This is a genomic window from Sphingobacterium sp. lm-10, from assembly GCF_023554555.1.
Taxonomy (GTDB): Bacteria; Bacteroidota; Bacteroidia; order Sphingobacteriales; family Sphingobacteriaceae; genus Sphingobacterium.
Map to the genome: position 1 here is coordinate 563,233 of NZ_JAMJWC010000002.1, position 19,611 is coordinate 582,843.

Below are 19,611 nucleotides of genomic sequence, written 5' to 3' on the forward strand. Positions count from 1 at the left end.
CAGGTAATTTGATTTATATTTGCTTTCTTACCGCAGCGGCGTAATCGCTGCCTAATATTAACACTTATTTTCGATATACATTGGATATTCTAAGTAAAAAACGCTATACAATAACCTCCGCATTGCCTTATGCTAATGGCCCACTGCATATTGGACATCTTGCCGGAGCTTATATACCCGCCGATATTTTCGTGCGGTTTCTACGTCTGCAAGGAAAGGATGTCGTCTATGTCTGCGGGTCAGATGAGCACGGCGCGGCGATCACGATCAAAGCGAAGAAAGAAGGCGTAACGCCCAAAGAAATCATCGACCAATACAACACCCAGATCAAAGAAAGCTTCGAGGAGTTTGGAATATCCTTTGATATTTACCATCGTACTTCCGAGCGTATACATCACGAATTATCGCAAGAGTTTTTCCTGAACTTGTACGAAAAAGGGGAGTTTATCGAGCGCTTTTCAGCGCAATATTATGATGAAGAGTTTCACCAGTTTCTGGCCGATCGCTACATCACCGGAACCTGCCCCCATTGCCAGAACGAAGGGGCCTATGGCGACCAGTGCGAGAAATGTGGCACTTCCTTGAGTCCTACCGATCTTATCAACCCAAAATCTACGTTAAGTGGTAAACCACCCGTTTTGAAGGAAACCAAACACTGGTATCTGCCTTTGGATAAGTATCAAGATTGGTTAGAGAAGTGGTTGATTGAAGGAAAGAAAGATGTCCTTAAATCGAATGTGTTTGGCCAATGCCAGTCTTGGTTAAAATCAGGCTTGCAACCAAGATCTATGACTCGCGATTTGGATTGGGGGGTCGATGTACCCTTGGAGGAAGCTGAGGGTAAGAAGTTGTATGTGTGGTTGGATGCACCAATTGGATACATTTCTGCCACCAAACAATGGGCGTTGGATCACAGCAAAAACTGGGAAGATTACTGGAAAGCAAAAGGAAATCCCGAAGAAGAATCTACCTTGATTCACTTCATTGGTAAAGACAATATCGTCTTCCATTGTATTATCTTTCCAGCGATTTTACATGCACATGGCGAATATATTCTGCCGGAAAATGTGCCTGCTAACGAATTTTTGAACCTGGAAGGAGAGAAACTTTCTACTTCACGTAACCATGCCGTTTGGCTACACGAATACCTACAGGAATTTCCGGACAAACAGGATGAATTACGTTATGTCTTAACGTCCATATTGCCAGAAACATCCGATAGTGAGTTTACTTGGAAGGATTTTCAAGCGCGTGTCAATAATGAGTTAGTAGCGATTCTCGGTAATTTCGTGAATAGGGTACTAGTACTGTCTCATAAATATTTTGAAGGCGCGGTAAGTATGGGTTCTACATTAACTACCGAAGATAATGCTCTTCTTGCCGAATTGGAAACCTACCCAGGGTTGATACAACAATCGGTAGGTCAATATCGTTTCCGTGAGGCGATGGCGCAATTTATGAACGCTGCCCGCTTAGGGAATAAATACCTGGCCGACGAAGAACCTTGGAAGGTGATCAAAACTGATGAAGAACGCGTGAAAACCGTGCTTTATGTAGCGGCACAGATTGTGGCAAACCTGGCCATCATGGCACAGCCTTTCTTGCCGAAGACAGCAACAAAGCTATTTGACATGCTAAATATGCCACCGTTGCCTTGGGATCGCGCAGGACAGTCGGAATTGATATCTAACGGCCACCAATTGAATGCTGCTTCGCTTTTATTTGAAAAAATTACGGACGAGCAGGTGGAGCAACAATTGCAGAAACTGGTAGAAGCCAAAGCACAAAATGCTCAAAAAGTAGTTCCTGCAGCACCAGCTAAAGCAAACATTAGCTTTGATGATTTTGGGAAGCTAGACATTCGCGTGGGTACTATTTTGGAAGCCGAGAAGGTGGCGAAAACCAAAAAATTATTAAAGCTAACCATCGACACTGGCATAGATCAGCGTACCGTGGTTTCTGGTATTGCCGAGTTTTTTAAACCAGAAGATATTGTTGGGCGCCAAGTATCCATTTTGGTCAACCTTGAGCCTAGAGAGATTAAAGGCATTCTATCGCAGGGCATGATTCTGATGGCCGAAGATGCGGATGGCCGTCTTGATTTTGTGCAGCCAAGTACAGCAATAAAAGCCGGAAGTACGGTTCGATAAATAACATCGATCTTATCTTAAAGCCTTCAAACTGGAAAGGAAGAATATCCCTTTCCAGTTTGAAGGCTTTTTTAATAATTGCGAGAAAAGCTCATTATTTTAAAATAAATGTCTACTAAATCTATAGTATTTATAAACTTAATGATATATTTGTAGAGTTAATGTTTATTATCCATTGATATATTAGATTTCCAAAGAGATGCTATTGAGAATGTTCCTAAAAAAAGACGTGTTAAAAATGATGGATATTGTCATGCAGTGTTGTCGACTAGGTCGAATGCATATTTCCGGAATAGCCCTGCAAGTCATTTAATCATTTCATTACCCAAACGAAGTCTTTATCCATTCATTTTATGAACAAATTTATACTATCACTAAGCGTTCTTTTATTGATTTCACCATTTTTATATGGGCAGCAAACTTTACGCGGTAAAGTGGTCAACAGTCAGAATCAACCCATTCCTTTTGCCACGGTTACGATTAGAGAAACCAATCAGCGCCTATCTGCCGACGCAGATGGGCTGTTCTCTGTAGTGCCCACTCAGGCTCCTCCCTATCATATTAGAGCGGTATCGGTGGGTTATAAGACGCATGAACAGTTAGTTTCTACAGAACCTGAGCAGGCGGTTACTCTTCGATTAGAAACGGAAAATCAGGTACAGGAGGTTATTGTTACGTCCCGCCGTCGTCAAGAGCAACTACAGGATGTACCTATTCCAATTTCCGTAGTCAGTGGCAAGTTTGTAGAAGAAGCGGGTGCTTTCAACGTCAATCGATTGAAAGAAATTGTCCCTTCTGTACAATTGTATTCTTCCAACCCTAGAAATACCGGTATTAGCATCCGCGGGCTGGGAACTACCTTCGGGCTTACCAACGATGGTATAGATCCTGGCGTCGGCTTTTATGTTGATGGCGTGTATTATGCACGAAACGCTGTTACTACGCTGGATTTTATTGATGTCGAACAAATTGAGGTATTGCGTGGTCCACAAGGAACGTTGTTTGGAAAGAATACTGTAGCTGGTGCATTCAACATTACCACGCGCAAGCCGACATTTCACGCTACCGCCGATGCAGAAGTTTCGTATGGGAATTATGGTTTTATCCAAGCAAAGGGATCTATTAGTGGTCCGATCACGAGCAAACTAGCCGCCAGATTGTCGTTTAGCGGAACCCAGCGCGATGGACTTATCTATAACGTGGCTACACAGAAGCACACTAACGAATTGAATAATTTAGGCTTACGCGGACAATTATTGTACAAGCCTTCCGACAAAGTCGATGTGTTATTTGCGGCGGATTTAACACGACAACGCCCCGACGGTTATGCCCAGGTATTTGCCGGAGTAGCACCTACGCAGCGCGCACCGTATCGGCAATTCGAACAGATTATTGCGGATCTAAACTACGATTTGCCTTCTCGTAATCCGTTTGATCGCATCATAGATCACGATACGCCTTGGCGCTCTGGGCAAGATTTGGGTGGTCTGTCGGCCAATGTAGATGTACAGGTGGCTGGTGGTACATTGACTTCCACTACAGCCTGGCGATTCTGGAACTGGGATCCGTCAAACGACCGGGATTTTACCGGTTTACAGGCATTAGCACTCTCTCAGGCGCCATCTCGGCATGATCAATGGTCGCAGGAAGTACGTTGGGCAGGAGATTTTTCTGACAAGCTAGGGGCGGTGTTTGGTGTATATGTTTTTGGACAATCCCTCAATGCAGATCCGGCACATACGGAACAGGCCGGGATCCATCAATGGCGATTTGCGCAAAGTTCCGAAAGTCCGCTTTGGCAAACACCAGGGCTTTTCGAAGGCTTAGGCATCCGTTCCTATCCGAGTATGCGTTCTTTCAGTGGTGCGGTATTTACCCAATTTGACTGGGAAGTGTTACCAAACCTGCGTTTATTGCCCGGATTGCGTCTGAATTACGACGATAAATCGGTTGATTTTCGGCGAGAGGTCTACGGTGGGTTACAAACAGATGATCCAGCGCTCATTGCCTTACAACGAGGATTATACAGCAATCAGGCATTCGAAGCCAGTATTGACGATACCAATTTATCAGGGCAGTTAACCGTTGCTTATAAAGCTAACGAGCGGATCAATGCGTTTGCGACCTATTCAACGAGTTTCAAGCCAGTAGGACTTAATCTGGGTGGTCTGCCAAATCAGGATGGTCAACCTATGCTAGAGCTGGCGGTTATCCGACCTGAGCGTGTATCTCATTACGAGTTAGGTATCAAAACACAACCTACAGACAACACCATCTTAAATGTAACCCTACACAATTCTGATGTGTATGATTATCAAACCCAAGTGCAAGCCGCTGATCTTTCTGTAAATCGAGGATATCTGGCCAATGCCGAGCAAGTGCGCGTTCGCGGAATTGAGGTAGATGGAAATGCGCGTGTGCAAGATTGGTTAACCCTATACGGTTCATTGGCCTATACCGACGGTAGGTATATCTCATTTACCAATGCGCCGCCACCATTAGAAGGCACCGGAGGCCCTAACTTTATCGATATTTCTGGCGGCAGACTGCCAGGCATCTCCGAATGGGCTACCTCGTTTGGTGGAGAAGTGAAAACAAAATCAGCACAATTTCTAGGACAGCGAGGAGAATACTTTTTTGCGCTTGATGGATTCTACCGCTCTTCATTTTCTTCCAATCCGTCGCCATCAGCCTACCTGGTTGTACCAGCATATACATTGGTCAATCCGCGAATCGGATTTCGCTCACAGGATGGTGTTTCAGTAACGGTATGGGCACGCAATGTCTTCGATACCAATTATTTCGAACAGCTGCTTCCTGGTGCAGGAAATTCAGGGCACTATGCGGCCGTATTGGGCGATCCGCGTACTTTTGGAATCACACTCCGTTATGCTTGGAGATAATTGCTAACACGGAAAAATATACTATTCCAAGGTTTTACACAAAAAGACTTTCAAATCTCTCTTAACAAACCAATACCAAGTAATGCCCGCTAACTCCTTAGGAAAGAGTAGCGGGCTATTTTTTTATCTGCTAATTTTATGGAAAATCGTATCTTCCAGCATCATGATAATAGCAAGGTAAAATACTTTGATGGACGAACGCACATTGCTCATACGCTATAGACAGACTGGAAATCTGCAAGATTTGGGAGAATTATACACTCCCTATATGTCCTTGCTTTATGGTGTGTGTTACAAGTACCTGCAAGACCAGGATCAGAGCCAGGATGCGGTGATGCAAATCTTTGAAGAGCTGATCAGCAAACTGCGAACCCATGAGGTAGACAATTTTAAGAGTTGGCTCTATGTGTATGCGCGTAATTACTGCTTGATGCACTTGCGAAGAGATAAAAGACAAAATCGTGTTCCGATAGACCAACATCTTACCGAAGCCGAAGAGCAATTGTCTGCCCCGGAAGAGGTGGTATGGTTGGAGAAGGATTTCGAAAAGCTGGAGGTATGTCTGGTAGCATTGATCCCCGAGCAAGAGCAATGTGTACGCCTATTTTACCTGGACAAGAAATGTTATAAGGATATTGCAGCGATAACTGGTTTTGACCTGAATAAAGTGAAGAGCTACATTCAAAACGGGAAAAGAAACCTAAAGCTGTGTATGGAAAGAATGTAATGGACAATAATTATCAATTATCTCGAATTCACAATTATGTGGCTGGGCTCATGAGCCGGGAGGATATGCATGCCCTGGAACGCGAAGCGATCAACGATCCTTTTTTACAAGATGCGATCGATGGCTATAAGTTACAGAATGGGGTCGAAACTGCTCCATTGAGCTTATTGCAAAAGCGATTAGCTGCTCGTGTGCAGCAGAGAAATCTAGACCGCCATAAGCGATTTTACAGCTGGCAGCGTTTAGCCGTTGGGCTTGTGGCTGCAGTTATGTTTGTGGTAGTTTGTTCGCTTTTGGTGTTTCGGCACTTACACCAGAAGCCCGTAAGCTCAACGCAGGCAGAGGGGATCACCATAACGACATCTACGCTGCGGGTACAGGTGGTGCCGGAGGAAAACTCGGATGCGCGACCATTGAAAGGGTGGGAGCAGTTTTCACAGAAGCTCAATGAAAACTTGTCCTCTTATACGAATGCCCTTTCGGTAGATGTAAAATTTATAATCGAAAACGGGCATGCCAAAGATATCAAGATCAGCGGTTTGAGCGATCAGAGATTTATGGAAAAGATCACGCAAACAATTCGTCAGGAGCTCCGCTGGGAAGGCACGAAAGCACAGTTCCGTTTGCATATCGGTGCGGAGTAATCCACCAGGGAAAAGAGCCAGGATACCCCATTTACAGGACAAAATAGGAGGGTATAAAAAGCTAATCACGCCAAAAAGCATATCATCATCCCGTATGGCAAATAACAAAGAGGTAAATAATAGTGCTTCGCAGTCCGAAAAAGCAAAACCGGAAACTTTTTATCATGTAAATATCGTGGTGATTGGTGCAGGGCAAGCCGGTTTGTCGGCCGCTTATTACTTGAAAAAATCAGGCATTGAGCCGGGGAAAGGATTTGTGGTGATCGATGATGAAACGGGGGCTGGCGGCGCCTGGCAACATCGATGGAATTCATTGACCCTAGATAATGTCAATGGCATTAACGATCTGCCTGGCTTATCTTTTGATGAGACAGTAAACACAAAGGATAAAACCTTGATGGCCTCTGTGGCATTGCCACAATATTATGCAGCGTACGAGAAAGCATTTGAATTACCGGTAATACGGCCACTCAAAGTAAAACAAGTAACCCCCAGAAAAGATCGTTTTCTCATTCATACGGATGGCGTGCAGTTCAGTGTCAAAGGCATTATCAACGCAACGGGCACGTGGAAGTCACCCCGATTTCCAAAATATCCAGGATCGGAAATATTTAAAGGCCAACAACTACATACCGTTGATTATAAAAATGCGCAAGCATTTGTTGGCAAGCATGTTATCGTCGTGGGGGCTGGTATTTCTGCCATTCAGCTATTACGTGAAATCTCTGAAGTAACCGAAACGACTTGGGTAACGCGAAGACCGCCAGAATTCAAAGATTTTGATTTCAATCCAGATTTAGGTCGTGAAGCAGTCGCCATGGTAGAAGCTCGCGTGCGAGATGGCTTACCGCCGCGCTCTGTTGTTTCTGTCACGGGTTTGCCGACAACGCCCGCGATTCGTGGCATGATGGACAGAGGGATTTTGGATCGAAAACCGATGTTTGATGAAATTGCCGAGCATGGTGTGCAATGGGCAGATGGTACCACGCTTGATGCGGATGTGATCTTTTGGAATACCGGATTTCATCATTCGCTGGATCATCTGGCGCCATTGCAATTGATGAACGATCAAGGCGGAATCGTGATGTCAGGGAAATTAGCGACTCAAGTCGCGCAGGATCATCGAATACACCTCGCCGGATATGGCCCATCTGCCTCCACGATAGGCGCAAATAGAGCAGGTCGCATAGTAGCAAAAGAATTGATCGACACGCTGGGTTTATAGTTTGGAATAATTAGCGATAGCATTACGACGGGACGAATAGCGTAGATTATTTTTCAATCTCATCGAGGAGAAGTTGGTACAATGAATTTTTGAACGTTTCTCGATAAATACCTAAAGGCCCAACAGATTTCGTAAGATAATTTTTGGTGCGTTATGTATTTACTTGGTCGCCTTTATCCATCGTAATCGTTAATCTGTTTTTCTTGACGTGAATGGTCACATAAGCACCCTGCTTAAATCCGGCATCTTCTAGCCATTTTCCTTCTAGCCGAATTTCAGGAATGGTGATATTATCCCACCTTCTAGTAAGAAATTTACGATGTATTTTTAATTTCCTGAATGTGGTCATTCGTCTTGTATTTGTTATGACGAATATCTAAATATACTTTAAAATGAATGTTCGCTATAATGAACAACCAAGAAAATAAATGAAAAAGATACAAATGAAGATCAGAAAAGTCGCCTGAAGCAGTATTAAAAGCTGTTGTCTTTTATTGCAAGATTAGCGGAATCCAACTGCACATGATTGAAAGCGGCAAAACAAACCCTCGCCTCGGAACTTTAGTGAAAATCGCTACCGCTTTAGAAATTTCAGTATCTACTTACGATTTGCCATTAACATTTGACTTTTTAATAATTTCTAATTTAACAGTGTTCAAATCTGATTTGTACAATGGTGAGTCATGGGCATAAGGAACTCGTCCTGAAGGTACAAAGCGAGAGGATTCTTTAAGGTGTATATCTTGATCGTCGAAAAATATATGGGCACCGAATGCTTTTAACACCTTATCCTTACTCAGTCCACCTAGAAAATAAGCTTCATCTACATAAACGCCCCACTTCCTCAACGTCTTAATAACTCTCATGTGTGAAGGTGCATTTCTTGCTGTTACAATAGCTAATCTTAGAGGAGATAATTCAATTGTTGTTGGAAGTTCTTCTTGAATTTTCGAAAGTTTAATTAATAGTTTTGCGAACGGTCCCTCACCAAGTTCTTCATTTTCATGTTCCTGCTCATATTTATGAAATGCATCTAGTCCCTCAGTTTTATACCGGTATTCGGAATCGTCGGAAAATAGTACTGCATCCGCATCAAAAGCAATTTTTACTCGATTATCAAGAGGTTTAAACTCCTTAGGTGGAGCATAAATATATGCTGCAGCACAACTTTTAGAATCAATTACCGCCTGTACGTCATTTGAATCTTTACTCAGAAATAGGTCGATGTCGAAAGCGTCAATATAAGGAGATAGTGGTTCTCCACCGCTGAATGCCATTCGAGTTATATCAAGATTGTGTTGTCTAACAGAGTTCATTATTCGAACACCTGTTTCGGGGCTGTTTCGTGACATTACTACAACTTCGACAATTCTTTTTTTTGCATCTTTATTTAGATGAAGCAGACGTTGAACGAGGTGAAATGCGGTTCCTGGAATTAGCAATTCTTCCTCATGTTGCTGTTGGTAATTTCTGTAGCCAGAAATACCTTCTTTTATAAAAATTTCATTCTCGGTTTCTAGATCGAATAAAGCGCGGCTAGAAACGCCTACTACTAAAATCTCTGAAAAATCTAAAGGCATAGTTGATTAATTTGTTGTAAATTATTGATGAAATGTCGCGTGCACAATGATTATCAGGAATATAATAAATGTAAAAAAGTTCAAGCTTTAGAAGTAGTAAGTTGATACGACTAAATACAAACTTTAAGGTATTTTTATTGCAGAATTTCTGTTATTACAATTAATTATACCATCAAAAACCTTGAATTCGTAATTTATTTCTTGACCAAAGTATTTCTTATCCAGGACTAAAGTCTAACTGATAACCCACTATTAGGTCCAGGAGGCAATCCCAAAATTGTATCTACGCCTATATTATTCCTAAGGTCATTTAGTAATTTTTCGGCGTTAACTTGTTTGCCAACCATTATTTCAGACTCTGATCGAGGATTTTCAGCATGTTTCGCGCGGTATATAGTTAGTGCTTGTTGAGTCTCAATCGCTTTTAAAGCGAGACCACGAATGTAAAAGCGATTAAATTCACTTTCCGCTAATGTTTGATTTGCTGTATGAGGAATTTTAACATAATTAACGCCATTTTTTCCATTTCTTGGTTCTTTCTCTGCAAAGCAATTATTTTCTTTCAAGGCTGTTGCCAGGCTTTGTTCATTTCCGGAGGACGCAGCATCTAAAAGAAGTTGGGCGTAGACTTCGGTTCCCTTTTTCATTAAATCGCTTACTATAGTAAAGTTGCCCTTTAGAAATATCAGATTCTATTTCTGAAACCATGAGCTCTCTAGTTTTATCATCTAGATTTTCAAAATTGAATTTCATTATTCAGTAGTTAATTTGGTTTTATACTTCCAAAGTACAAATTATTTATCAAATTATGCCATGCTTATGAATAATGCTTTTTCATCTGATAATTGCTAAAAAAATATCTTTGATGAATCCATAATCCATTCTCCATAAAAGAATAAAAGGATATACTTCTCAGCATCACCCCTTCTTTATAATCAGCTTAAATCATTAATTTCCTAGATCTAAAAACTTACTTTTACCGGGTAAATTTCTTTGTATCGAGATATTGGTTAGGTTGAAACAAATAACATGTAATTATCAGCTAGAGCAATACTAAATCCGTAGGGCTAAGCTTTACTTTTGGTTTGTCGAGCTTCGAGACAGCTTCGGCAATCTTACTTTGATCTTCTGCCGATAGAAATACAGGGATCAATAGGGCGAGATCAATTTTCAGGAGTTTATGGATAACGATGAGATCTTTCAGCGTAAACGGCTTAATGCCATTTATTAATTCGGACATATGCGTTTTGCTCTTATGCCCCAATATCGATCCCAAATTCTCTTGCGTTAGGTCGAGTTGTTTTAGTTTTTTTCTTATCGCCTGTTTTCTGTTCTCCAAGAACAATCTTTCCTGCTCCGCTATGGATTCTGACTGCTCGCTTTCTGAGAGCTTATCATCGTCCAATTTGTGGAGGTCGGTCCATTCCAAATTTTCATAAGCCACAATGAGCTCCCGCAACTTCATTCTCAACTTTTTGAAGTGCGAATTTTCTTTTGAAAGTAATCGTAATTTCCTGTCGGCAATAAGGGCTCTATCATAATCCAGCTCATTGCTGATCACGCCTACTTCCACTATCTTTTCTATATCAAAATGTGTCTTCATTATGCTATGTATCCATTTTTACGCAACCATCTTTCAATCGTTGACTTATTGTTTTTGAATTTAGCCTCATATTCCTGATGCGTTCCGGCCCAGACAATAGTGGCCTCTCCATCTTCATCAATTTCAATTAGTATTAATGTTCGATGAATATGTATATCAAAGAAATAAAACCCTTCGCTATGTACATTATCTGCATCATGGCGAACAGTAGCAATACTCATGGCGCCGGGTTCGAATTTTTCTAAATCATCCATTAGTCGGTCGATCTCATCGCACAATTTCTTATTGCCGATGTTCTTCTTTTTAATTTTTAATAGAATCTTCTTTCCTACGATTCGCATCCGTAAGCTAAACAAAAGTAAAAATAAAGTTCTGAAATAAACCGAACTTTATGAAATTGATTGATTAAATTTTCAGAACAATTTACTGAAAATTACTTACTTGTATCGTATTTCGTTTTGATCAACAACTAGCATCCTCCACCACAAAAAAAGGAGACACCTCTCAGCATCTCCTTCTCTCACTTTATCATCAGCTTAAAACTTCAAGCTGCTTTTATTAATACCCTACTCTTCCCAACGTACTTTCTCCGCAATAGGAGAGCGCACGGGTTCGCGGTCGTGGTTGGTATCCGCGTAACCAAGGTAGAATAAGCCAATACATTTTTGCTTCTCTTCTAGCTGTAGAAAATCTGCCATGTGGTTGATCAAACCAGGAGAAGCCCAGTAACCACCGATGCCGATGGAGTGACCAGCCAACCAAAGGTTTTGCACGGCACAGGCCGTTGCTGCCAATTCTTCCCACTCAGGCAATTCACCGGTGTAATTCACGATGATAGCAATCGCTACCTGTGTAGTCGTCGCTTTCTTCGCCATATTTTGCTCGGTAGCTTCCGTGTATTTCTCTGCAGGAGTTACCTGTTTGTACACACGCGCCAGCTCTCCGCCTAAGCGCTCTAATCCGGCACCTTTAAATACCACAAAACGCCAAGGTTGTGTTCTCTTGTGTGTAGGAGCAGCATTCGCCGCTTCTAGCAACAGCTCAATATCTTCGCGGCTTACTTCTTTATCTAAAAAACTCGGTTGCATCAACGATCTTCTGTGTTGGATCGTTTGCAATACGTCATTGGTCTTGCTCATAGTCTGTCTTTTTATTCAGTAGTATTTTTGTAAGGCCGTCGCCTGATTAATCATGCGCGTCTCCTAGTCCATGTATTATTATGTATAACGGAAAGCCATTATGCACGCTCTTCCCAAAGCGCGGCGATGTGTAAGATGGTTTTCACGGCTTTCTCCATATCCTGGCGCGATACCCATTCCTGCTTGCCATGAAAAGCGTGTCCGCCAGCGAATACATTCGGGCACGGCAATCCCATAAAAGATAAGCGAGAACCATCCGTTCCGCCACGGATACTGCGACGCTCCGGCTCCATGCCTGCGCGACGAATAGCCTCTATACCTATCTCCATAATCTCCGGATGCTGATCCAGCACTTCTTTCATGTTGCGGTACTGCTCTTGTACCTCGATGTGGTAGGTGGATTTCGGATAATTGGCAATTACTGTTTTTACAATATTTTCCACCTCTTTTTGGTGGTTATCCAACAAAGCCGTATTGTGGTCGCGGATAATGAATTCTATTGTCGCCTCTTCTACCGTACCTGAAATTCGGTTAGGATGTACAAAACCTTCTTTTCCACGCGTCGTTTCCGGCGATAAACGATCGGTCGGCAATGCTGCTACAATATCTGTGGAAATCTTTACCGCACTTTGCATCTTCTCTTTGGCGAAGCCAGGATGTACCGATACGCCTTGAATCGTGACCGTTAAGGCATTTGCGCTAAAGGTTTCATCTTCGATGGTGCCTGCGCGTTCGCCATCCATCGTGTAGCCAAAGTCTGCTCCGAGCTTTTTCATGTCTACATGGTTTACACCACGACCCACCTCTTCATCGGGGGTAAACAAGATTTTGATCGTCCCGTGTTTAATGTCTGGGTTTTGCATCAGCAAGCGAGCCGCATCCATAATCTCCGCCACACCGGCTTTATCATCAGCGCCCAACAAGGTTTTGCCACTAGCGGTGATCACATCGTTGCCAATCTGATTGGCCAAATCGGGGTGCTCGGCAAAACGGATCACCACCGAAGGATCGTCTGGCAGTACCAGATCCGTACCTTGATAGTTGGTATGGATCAAAGGCTTTACGTCTGTACCTGAACTGTCCGGCGAAGTGTCTACGTGTGAGCAAAAACAAATCACAGGAACGTCTTTTTCGGTAGTGCTTGGAATGGTCGCGTATACATAGCCATGCTCATCGAGATGGGCATCGCTTATACCTAAATCCAAAAGCTCCTGTACTAATATCCTGCTTAAATCCTTTTGTTTTTCCGTAGAGGGAAAGCTAGTGGAATAAGGGTCAGATTGTGTGTCCACCTGTACATAGCGTACAAAGTGGTCGGTGACTTCAAAATTATTTATATCGTTTATGTTCATGCTTTATTTTTTTGCAGGAATAGCGCTATTGGCGCAACATCCTAATGCTACTACAGGCATTGTCTAAAATGTTGGATAAGACGTGTCATCGCCATCTCCAAAATTAGGGATTTATTAGCAATATGGGGTTACATCAAACGAATTGCTCCAATTACTTATTTATAAAAAAAGCTGCCAAGAATTATTCAGGCAGCTTTTAAACTAGTGTCTCGCAATCGGCAAACTATCGCGATTTGTTGAAATAAAATTCAGATTACTTTACTAATTCCAAAGCCAATTCTGGCTGGTCGGTGGTCAGAAAATCAATTTGCTGATCAATTAAAAATTTCATGTCTTCTTTTTTATTGGCCGTCCACGCATTCGTTTTTAAACCCAATGCTTTAAATTCTGCAATCCATGTGGGATTCTTTTGAAATAAACTGTAGTGATAATCCACTCCAGAAAGTTTAGCGGCTTTAATTTCCTGAGGTGATTTATCTCCGTTGAGATAGTGCACTGGAATGGTCGCATTCAACTCCCGAAACTTTAAGCAAGCATCGTAATCGAATGAAATAATCTCCACATGTTCTGCGGCTTCCAATTGATCAATTAATGCCAATACCATCGGTACAGCCTCCAGCGTACGGTCTTTCCCCAAGCTATTTGGCTTTAGCTCCAAAATCAACTTCAAACCTTGCTGCTTAAGGCCAAAGCGTAGGTATTCTTCTAATGTCGGGATATGTTCACCGTTCGGGTGCGTTTTTTTGCGTAAATCGGCATGTGTAGCTTCAGCGATATCCATACCATAGAAATCTGCATCATGGTTTACCACTAGCTGTCCATCTTTGGTGAGGTGCACATCGAATTCAGAACCCCAAACCTGCAGCTCTGCTGCATGCTGCAACGAGGCAATAGAATTTTGAGGAAGTTCGTTCTTTTTCCAGGCTCCACGATGGGCAATTACCTTGGTTTGCGCCATCGCTGATGATCCAATTACGGTCATGGCGAATATAGATAATAGAAATGCTCTCATGTGGCTAATATAACCATCTGATATTAAGAATAGATTAAATCGACCACGATACTACGCTTTGCCATCCCATTCTGCATAAAATTGTTGCAAAAATCCTTCCATATACTGGTGCCGTTCGGCGGCGATGCCGCGTGCAGCCTCGGTATGCATCTTGTTTTTCAGCAGCAGCAACTTCTCGTAAAAATGGTTAATAGTGGGTGCCGTGGTGTTTTTGTATGCTTCTTTGCTTAGGTTTTGTTGTGCCGGAATCTCGGGATTGTAGATTTCTCGGTTTTTATACCCGCCGTAGTTAAAGGCCCGTGCGATCCCGATAGCTCCGATGGCATCCAGGCGATCGGCATCGCGCACGATATGCAATTCGGGAGAATCAAACGTAACCTCGCCTAATGATGCCTTGAAAGACATATTTAAGATGATCTGCTGAACGTGCTCCACGACAGCAGTATCTACGCCCTCTTTTGTTAGGAATTCTCCGGCGATGCGCGGCCCGATAGACTCATCGCCTCCGTGAAACTTGCTATCCGCGATATCGTGCAGTAAGGCCGCCAATTCGCATACCAATCGGTCTGCCGATTCGGTTTCTAAGATAAGCTTTGTATTGTTCCACACGCGAAGAATATGCCACCAATCATGTCCGGATTCGGCTCCTGCGAGGGTTTCTTTTACAAAAGATGCGGTACGTGCTATAATTTCCATAAAAAATAATTAAGGAACCGATACTCTTCTTGATAAAATATCTGTTCATGAGAAACGCCCAAACTCAGGAGCTTGGGCGTTACAAAAATAGAAAGAAGGATGTTAATCTTTAGAGCCTTCGTACAATTCGTATTGCAATAAGCGGCAATCCAATTTTCCGTTAAAGAACTCGAATCGGCGCGAAGCCTTTAAACCGATTTTTTTAGCTAGGTCCGGATTTCCGGTGAATATATAGCCTCGGTATCCTTTGCAGGACTGTTTTAGAAAATCGCCGATCCGCTTGTACGTAGCCTCCAATTTAAAATGTGTACCTAGTCGTTCACCATATTCTGGATTAAACATAATAACACCAGCTTCTTCGGGCACAGTTGTTTTTTCAAAATCGCCTACTTCAAATTGTATAAGGTGCTCTACGCCCGCAGTGCGCGCATTTTGACGGGATACTTCCACGGCGTCGGCCGAGATATCTGAAGCGACAATCAGCGGAGTCACGGCTTTATCCGATTGTTCTTTTAGCACACGACGTTCCTGAAAAAATACTTCTTCGTCGTACCCTATTAGGTGCATGAACGCATAATTCATACGCAATAATCCAGGTCTGCGGTTTTGTGCAATCAGTGCAGCTTCAATGGCCAAGGTACCCGATCCGCACATGGGGTTGATAAATGGTGATTTTCCATCCCATTTACTCGCGGCGATGGTGGAATAAGCTAATGCTTCCAACATCGGTGCTTTTCCGGGAATTTTGCGATAGGCATGTTTAGCTAATGTTTCGCCAGAAGTATCAATAAAGATTTCAGCACGCTCCTCCATCCAGTGCAGGTGGATCACCGCTTTATCTAAAGCAGGTCCGGAATTAGGGCGCATTCCTTTTTTATCTTTTATACGATCTACGATCGCGTCTTTTACTTTGACATTGGCAAATAAAGGCGTGGTTACCGTCTCATTATGTACATGAGAGGTTACCGTGAAATAGCCATCAAATGGAAGGATTTCTTCCCACGCAATCTGTACCAAGCCATCGTACAGTTCCTTTGGATCATTTGCTTTGAAAGAACGTAATTGGTACAGCACTTGGCTGGCAGCGCGCAAGTTTAAATTGAGTTTAATACATTCATTGATAGAGGCTTTGATCTCCACTCCGGTATTAAATGGACGAACTACTTTGAAGCCCAATTCTTCTACTTCTTCTTGTAAATAGGGCGATAATCTTCTGTTGCAGGTAATGATTATCTTGGCCGGTGTGTTGAAAACTTCCATCATATTTGTGCAAAGTTAGGGATTCTAAGACGTAAAAAATGTGTAATTTTAGGGTTTAATAATTTTGACTATGGAAATAAGAGGAAAAGTTCACGAAATTGGTGGCATTCAGCAAGTAACGGAGTCGTTTAAGAAGAGAGATTTGATCGTTGCTCATGCGGAGAATCCACAGTTTGTGGAATACATACGTTTTGAAGCAACACAGGATCGGGTAAATATCTTTGACAACCTGACAGTGGGAGAGGACATTGAGGTATCATTTAATCTACGTGGACGTCCTTGGACAAATAAAGAAGGGGTTACCACCTACTTCAACTCTTTGGTAGCATGGCGTGTGACGAAATTAGCAGGTACGGCAGCAGCAGCACCGCAGCATAATGTAGGTGATATGCCTCCAGTAGATATCTCCTCTTCTGGCTCGGATGATGACGATTTACCATTCTAAAGAAAGCTATTTCATAAAAAGGCGAATATCACTGGATATTCGCCTTTTTTTTTGTGTGCTTCACCGATCTTTTACCCCGTGTGACCGATTAGACATCCTTTAAGCTAGTTGTAGGCATTATCTTGCATCAACATAAATTTTATACTTGGACATTTACCCAGTATATTTATATAAAATAATAGCAAATAATATGGGATGGGCAACAAAAAAGAGTAGGGTATGGGAGCTAAGGCAAATGACTTTGACCTTCCTTTCTATCCTCATGTTTGTACCCTTCTTACACATCCATCCATTTGTGATGATGAGCCAAGCGTCCAAAAGTAAGGTGCGCATTTGGTATGTGACGGCGTGGGTGCTGTTGGCAGTAGAAGTGGCGTTGTTTGGTTCTTTAATTTATTTTTTCGGCTCGTTCAGCCGTGGCATGCTGCTCACCATTGCCGGATCGTCCGTTTCATACATTGTGGGGAATGGCATGTTGCTGAATCAGGCGAAGCCTTTCTTACAACGATTGGAGCTCGGCGAAGTACGAGAGCTGAAATGGATTACCAGCCCAAATGGGCAAAAGCGTCAAGAGCTTAAAGCTCCTATGTTAGATACGCCGCAGCTGTTTATTGAGCGATTATTGCACTGGCGCAAGCAGATTAATAATAAGGTGCTACACCAGGATATAGACAAGATCATCCGTCTCTTTCATTTGATGGAAAAGAAAGACATTCGCGAAGCGGAAAAATTCCTCGTAAGACATAGTACCGTAGTGAATGTATTGATTCAATACGATGAATTGGAAAATTCGAATCTTCGCAATGCGGTAACGGATAAATCGAAAGAGAAACTGGTACACGTGGTGCGGCAGGCCGCAGTAGCGATAGAACAAGAGGTAACCGAGCAGTTTCGGATGGGCATGTTGGAAATATCTGCGGAAACGGATGTGTACTTACAAACATTGAAAAGTAGAAATCTATTAAAAGATTAAAGGAGTATAATTATGGCAGAATTGGATTTAGCACAATATGGTGGCGATAGCGAAAAACCGAAAGACACATCGATGGATCTGTCGGTGAACTTTTCGGAGGAAGAACGCACTAAGATCGCGCAGTACAAGGATAAAATTAACATGACATCAACGATGGATATTATCCAGTTTGGTGTTGGTAGTCAGTCGCAGGTTGGTAACTTTTCCAGCGAAATACTCAAGCAAGTACGTACTAAAGATATGGGTGGTGCTGAAGATATTTTGATCAATTTACGATCGGATATCCGATCTTTCGATGAAAATACCCGGAAAAAACCAATGATTCCTTTTTTGGATAACTTGAAAAAGCGAATCACAAGGATTAAAACGGAATATGCGTCGGTAGAGAAGAACATTCACCAGATCGAGTTGAAGCTGGAAGGCCACTACAAGAATGTGGCAAAAGATGTGGTCATCTTCGATAAGCTGTTCACCCAAAATCAGCAGTACTTCAAAGACCTTTCTATGCATATTCAGGCAGGTACAGAAAAGTTGCGTGAGGCGCATGAAACCACCTTGCCCCAGCTAAGACAGGAGGCGGAAAGCAGCAATGATCAGCACAAGATCCAAGAGTATAAAGACATGGAGCAGCATGTCGTCCGTTTTGAACGTAAACTACACGATCTGAAGCTAACGCGCATGGTAGTGCTACAAAATGCACCACAGATCCGTATGATCCAGAGCAACAGCAGTGCCCTGATGGAAAAAATTCAATCCAGTTTGGTGAATACCCTGCCGTTGTGGAAAAATCAAATGGTGCTTACCTTAGGTATTGCGCATTCGCAACGGGCTTTGGAGGCGCAAAAGGCGGTGACCGATGCGACAAACGAATTACTACGACGTAATAGTGAGATGCTCAAAGAATCCACTATTCAGATTGCGAAAGAGACAGAGCGTGGTATCGTGGATATAGATACGATCAAAAAAGCGAATCAGGATATTATCGCTACGATCGATGAGGTGTTGCGTATTCAGCGCGAAGGCCGTGAGAAGCGTAAAGTCGCCGAAGGCGAATTGATACAAGCAGAAAACGACTTGAAAGCACATATCTTAAAATCCTCCGACGAAAATCGGTTGATTAATTAAGTACAGAACTAAAAAGAGCTCCTGATAAGGAGCTCTTTTTAGTTGTTATGGATTGGTGGACCATAAAGATCCGCTTTTCAGCATCGCTCGGCGCGGTAGTTTTAGGTTGGCCACGATAAGCTCTGCGAAATCTTCGGGTTGCAATACCTTTTCAGGATCGCCATCCGTTAGCTTCAGTTCTCTAGACATATCACTGGCAATGGTGCTCGGCATCAAGGTGCAGACGCGGATATTGTGCTTGCGCACTTCCCGCATCAAGGAATCGGCAAAGCCAATCACCCCAAATTTGGAAGCAGAATAAGACGAGCCGGTAGCGGATCCATTCAATCCTGCTGTTGAGGAAACAATCACGATGTCGCCTTCATTTTTCTCAATAAGATGTGGCAATACCTCTTTGGTGACATAGTAGGTTCCCATCAGGTTGGTATCGATAATGCTTTTCCAAGTTTCTACATCCATCTCGATCACAGATCCGAATGCCGCAATACCAGCATTGTTGACAAGAATATCTATGCTGCCAAAATCCTTAAGAATGGCAGTGACGCCTTTTTGCACATCGGTATAATTGGCAACGTCGAATACCTGATAGGTCGCTTGCACGCCTAATTCTTTCAATTCAGCAACCACCTGCTTCAGGTTTTCTTCATTACGACCGGTGATCGCTATATTCACCCCTTCTTTTGCCAACGCGATGGCAGTAGCTTTACCCAAGCCACGCGCTCCGCCTGTAATGAGGGCTTTTTTTCCTGTTAAATTTTCCATGATAGTTAAAACGTA

The 19,611-nt window shown here is 42.8% G+C and carries 19 protein-coding genes and 1 pseudogene; 9 read left to right on the forward strand and 11 right to left on the reverse strand.

The window, feature by feature from the left end; translation table 11 throughout:
* The first annotated feature begins 80 nt into the window (after window positions 1–80).
* From metG to M8998_RS12440, 5 genes are all read left to right on the forward strand, one after another.
* Entirely contained in the window at window positions 81–2,150 is a 2,070-nt protein-coding gene (metG, locus tag M8998_RS12420; protein WP_249993338.1) for a methionine--tRNA ligase, read from the forward strand.
* Between the two features lie 353 nt (window positions 2,151–2,503).
* Window positions 2,504–5,053 (forward strand): TonB-dependent receptor, encoded by a 2,550-nt coding sequence (locus M8998_RS12425; protein ID WP_249993340.1) that lies wholly within the window; start codon window positions 2,504–2,506, stop codon window positions 5,051–5,053.
* Window positions 5,054–5,243: 190 nt separating this feature from the next.
* A complete protein-coding gene (locus M8998_RS12430) occupies window positions 5,244–5,780 on the forward strand; it encodes an RNA polymerase sigma factor (RefSeq protein WP_249993342.1) in 537 nt (178 codons plus the stop codon).
* Window positions 5,780–6,424, forward strand: coding sequence for a hypothetical protein (locus M8998_RS12435; RefSeq protein WP_249993344.1), 645 nt, complete (start codon window positions 5,780–5,782; stop codon window positions 6,422–6,424). Before M8998_RS12430 ends, M8998_RS12435 begins: the two co-directional genes overlap by 1 nt.
* A 94-nt stretch (window positions 6,425–6,518) precedes the next feature.
* Window positions 6,519–7,649 carry an NAD(P)-binding domain-containing protein gene (locus tag M8998_RS12440; RefSeq protein WP_249993347.1) on the forward strand — a complete coding sequence of 377 codons (1,131 nt, stop codon included), beginning with the start codon at window positions 6,519–6,521 and terminating at the stop codon, window positions 7,647–7,649.
* Between the two features lie 151 nt (window positions 7,650–7,800).
* On the opposite strand, the gene M8998_RS12445 is transcribed toward M8998_RS12440, so the two are convergent.
* A complete protein-coding gene (locus M8998_RS12445; protein ID WP_249993349.1) occupies window positions 7,801–7,998 on the reverse strand; it encodes a SymE family type I addiction module toxin in 198 nt (65 codons plus the stop codon).
* Window positions 7,999–8,171: 173 nt separating this feature from the next.
* On the opposite strand from M8998_RS12445, the pseudogene M8998_RS16370 reads away from it, so the two are divergent.
* Window positions 8,172–8,234, forward strand: a pseudogene (locus M8998_RS16370) (hypothetical protein); the annotation flags it as partial.
* Window positions 8,235–8,251: 17 nt separating this feature from the next.
* On the opposite strand, the gene M8998_RS12450 reads toward M8998_RS16370, so the two are convergent.
* The 9 genes from M8998_RS12450 to M8998_RS12490 all read right to left on the reverse strand — a co-directional run bounded on the left by M8998_RS12450 (window position 8,252) and on the right by M8998_RS12490 (window position 16,291).
* Window positions 8,252–9,229, reverse strand: a complete 978-nt coding sequence (locus tag M8998_RS12450; RefSeq protein ID WP_249993351.1) for a 5'-nucleotidase — start codon at window positions 9,227–9,229, stop codon at window positions 8,252–8,254.
* A gap of 227 nt (window positions 9,230–9,456) precedes the next feature.
* Entirely contained in the window at window positions 9,457–9,876 is a 420-nt protein-coding gene (locus tag M8998_RS12455) for a hypothetical protein (protein WP_249993353.1), read from the reverse strand.
* 395 nt (window positions 9,877–10,271) lie between these two features.
* Window positions 10,272–10,832 carry a helix-turn-helix domain-containing protein gene (locus tag M8998_RS12460; RefSeq protein ID WP_249993355.1) on the reverse strand — a complete coding sequence of 187 codons (561 nt, stop codon included), beginning with the start codon at window positions 10,830–10,832 and terminating at the stop codon, window positions 10,272–10,274.
* The gene (locus M8998_RS12465; RefSeq protein WP_249993357.1) at window positions 10,832–11,173 is read right to left on the reverse strand and encodes a type II toxin-antitoxin system HigB family toxin; all 342 of its coding nucleotides are present in this window, start codon (window positions 11,171–11,173) and stop codon (window positions 10,832–10,834) included. The genes M8998_RS12460 and M8998_RS12465 overlap by 1 nt, the downstream gene beginning before the upstream one ends.
* Before the next feature lie 225 nt (window positions 11,174–11,398).
* Window positions 11,399–11,971, reverse strand: coding sequence for a nitroreductase family protein (locus tag M8998_RS12470; protein WP_249993359.1), 573 nt, complete (start codon window positions 11,969–11,971; stop codon window positions 11,399–11,401).
* 98 nt (window positions 11,972–12,069) lie between these two features.
* Window positions 12,070–13,323, reverse strand: coding sequence for a peptidase T (gene pepT, locus M8998_RS12475; RefSeq protein WP_249993361.1), 1,254 nt, complete (start codon window positions 13,321–13,323; stop codon window positions 12,070–12,072).
* Between the two features lie 253 nt (window positions 13,324–13,576).
* Entirely contained in the window at window positions 13,577–14,335 is a 759-nt protein-coding gene (locus M8998_RS12480; RefSeq protein ID WP_249993363.1) for a glycerophosphodiester phosphodiesterase, read from the reverse strand.
* A 51-nt stretch (window positions 14,336–14,386) separates the two neighbouring features.
* Window positions 14,387–15,031, reverse strand: coding sequence for an HD domain-containing protein (locus tag M8998_RS12485; RefSeq protein ID WP_249993365.1), 645 nt, complete (start codon window positions 15,029–15,031; stop codon window positions 14,387–14,389).
* A gap of 102 nt (window positions 15,032–15,133) precedes the next feature.
* The gene (locus M8998_RS12490) at window positions 15,134–16,291 is read right to left on the reverse strand and encodes a THUMP domain-containing class I SAM-dependent RNA methyltransferase (RefSeq protein WP_249994131.1); all 1,158 of its coding nucleotides are present in this window, start codon (window positions 16,289–16,291) and stop codon (window positions 15,134–15,136) included.
* Window positions 16,292–16,361: 70 nt separating this feature from the next.
* Here M8998_RS12490 and M8998_RS12495 point away from each other — a divergent pair, with 70 nt between their 5' ends.
* The 3 genes from M8998_RS12495 (at window position 16,362) to M8998_RS12505 (ending at window position 18,834) form a co-directional block, all read left to right on the forward strand.
* Window positions 16,362–16,736: a DUF3127 domain-containing protein gene (locus M8998_RS12495; RefSeq protein ID WP_066754661.1), complete on the forward strand. Its 375-nt coding sequence runs from the start codon at window positions 16,362–16,364 to the stop codon at window positions 16,734–16,736.
* Between the two features lie 190 nt (window positions 16,737–16,926).
* On the forward strand, window positions 16,927–17,709 hold the full coding sequence (locus tag M8998_RS12500; RefSeq protein WP_249993367.1) for a hypothetical protein: 783 nt from the start codon (window positions 16,927–16,929) through the stop codon (window positions 17,707–17,709).
* A gap of 12 nt (window positions 17,710–17,721) precedes the next feature.
* Window positions 17,722–18,834, forward strand: a complete 1,113-nt coding sequence (locus M8998_RS12505; RefSeq protein ID WP_249993369.1) for a toxic anion resistance protein — start codon at window positions 17,722–17,724, stop codon at window positions 18,832–18,834.
* Window positions 18,835–18,879: 45 nt separating this feature from the next.
* Here the strand turns inward: M8998_RS12505 and M8998_RS12510 are convergent, their stop codons facing one another.
* Window positions 18,880–19,596 carry a 3-ketoacyl-ACP reductase gene (locus M8998_RS12510; RefSeq protein ID WP_249993371.1) on the reverse strand — a complete coding sequence of 239 codons (717 nt, stop codon included), beginning with the start codon at window positions 19,594–19,596 and terminating at the stop codon, window positions 18,880–18,882.
* Between the last annotated feature and the right edge of the window lie 15 nt (window positions 19,597–19,611).

Bases quoted from the DNA above. Each gene is read 5' to 3' on its own strand.
- M8998_RS12425 (WP_249993340.1), top strand. From the start codon at position 2,504: ATGAACAAATTTATACTATCACTAAGCGTTCTTTTATTGATTTCACCA.
- M8998_RS12430 (WP_249993342.1), top strand. From the start codon at position 5,244: ATGGACGAACGCACATTGCTCATACGCTATAGACAGACTGGAAATCTG.
- M8998_RS12435 (WP_249993344.1), top strand. From the start codon at position 5,780: ATGGACAATAATTATCAATTATCTCGAATTCACAATTATGTGGCTGGG.
- M8998_RS12440 (WP_249993347.1), top strand. From the start codon at position 6,519: ATGGCAAATAACAAAGAGGTAAATAATAGTGCTTCGCAGTCCGAAAAA.
- M8998_RS12445 (WP_249993349.1), bottom strand. From the start codon at position 7,998: ATGACCACATTCAGGAAATTAAAAATACATCGTAAATTTCTTACTAGA.
- M8998_RS12450 (WP_249993351.1), bottom strand. From the start codon at position 9,229: ATGCCTTTAGATTTTTCAGAGATTTTAGTAGTAGGCGTTTCTAGCCGC.
- M8998_RS12455 (WP_249993353.1), bottom strand. From the start codon at position 9,876: ATGAAAAAGGGAACCGAAGTCTACGCCCAACTTCTTTTAGATGCTGCG.
- M8998_RS12460 (WP_249993355.1), bottom strand. From the start codon at position 10,832: ATGAAGACACATTTTGATATAGAAAAGATAGTGGAAGTAGGCGTGATC.
- M8998_RS12465 (WP_249993357.1), bottom strand. From the start codon at position 11,173: ATGCGAATCGTAGGAAAGAAGATTCTATTAAAAATTAAAAAGAAGAAC.
- M8998_RS12470 (WP_249993359.1), bottom strand. From the start codon at position 11,971: ATGAGCAAGACCAATGACGTATTGCAAACGATCCAACACAGAAGATCG.
- pepT (WP_249993361.1), bottom strand. From the start codon at position 13,323: ATGAACATAAACGATATAAATAATTTTGAAGTCACCGACCACTTTGTA.
- M8998_RS12480 (WP_249993363.1), bottom strand. From the start codon at position 14,335: ATGAGAGCATTTCTATTATCTATATTCGCCATGACCGTAATTGGATCA.
- M8998_RS12485 (WP_249993365.1), bottom strand. From the start codon at position 15,031: ATGGAAATTATAGCACGTACCGCATCTTTTGTAAAAGAAACCCTCGCA.
- M8998_RS12490 (WP_249994131.1), bottom strand. From the start codon at position 16,291: ATGGAAGTTTTCAACACACCGGCCAAGATAATCATTACCTGCAACAGA.
- M8998_RS12495 (WP_066754661.1), top strand. From the start codon at position 16,362: ATGGAAATAAGAGGAAAAGTTCACGAAATTGGTGGCATTCAGCAAGTA.
- M8998_RS12500 (WP_249993367.1), top strand. From the start codon at position 16,927: ATGGGATGGGCAACAAAAAAGAGTAGGGTATGGGAGCTAAGGCAAATG.
- M8998_RS12505 (WP_249993369.1), top strand. From the start codon at position 17,722: ATGGCAGAATTGGATTTAGCACAATATGGTGGCGATAGCGAAAAACCG.
- M8998_RS12510 (WP_249993371.1), bottom strand. From the start codon at position 19,596: ATGGAAAATTTAACAGGAAAAAAAGCCCTCATTACAGGCGGAGCGCGT.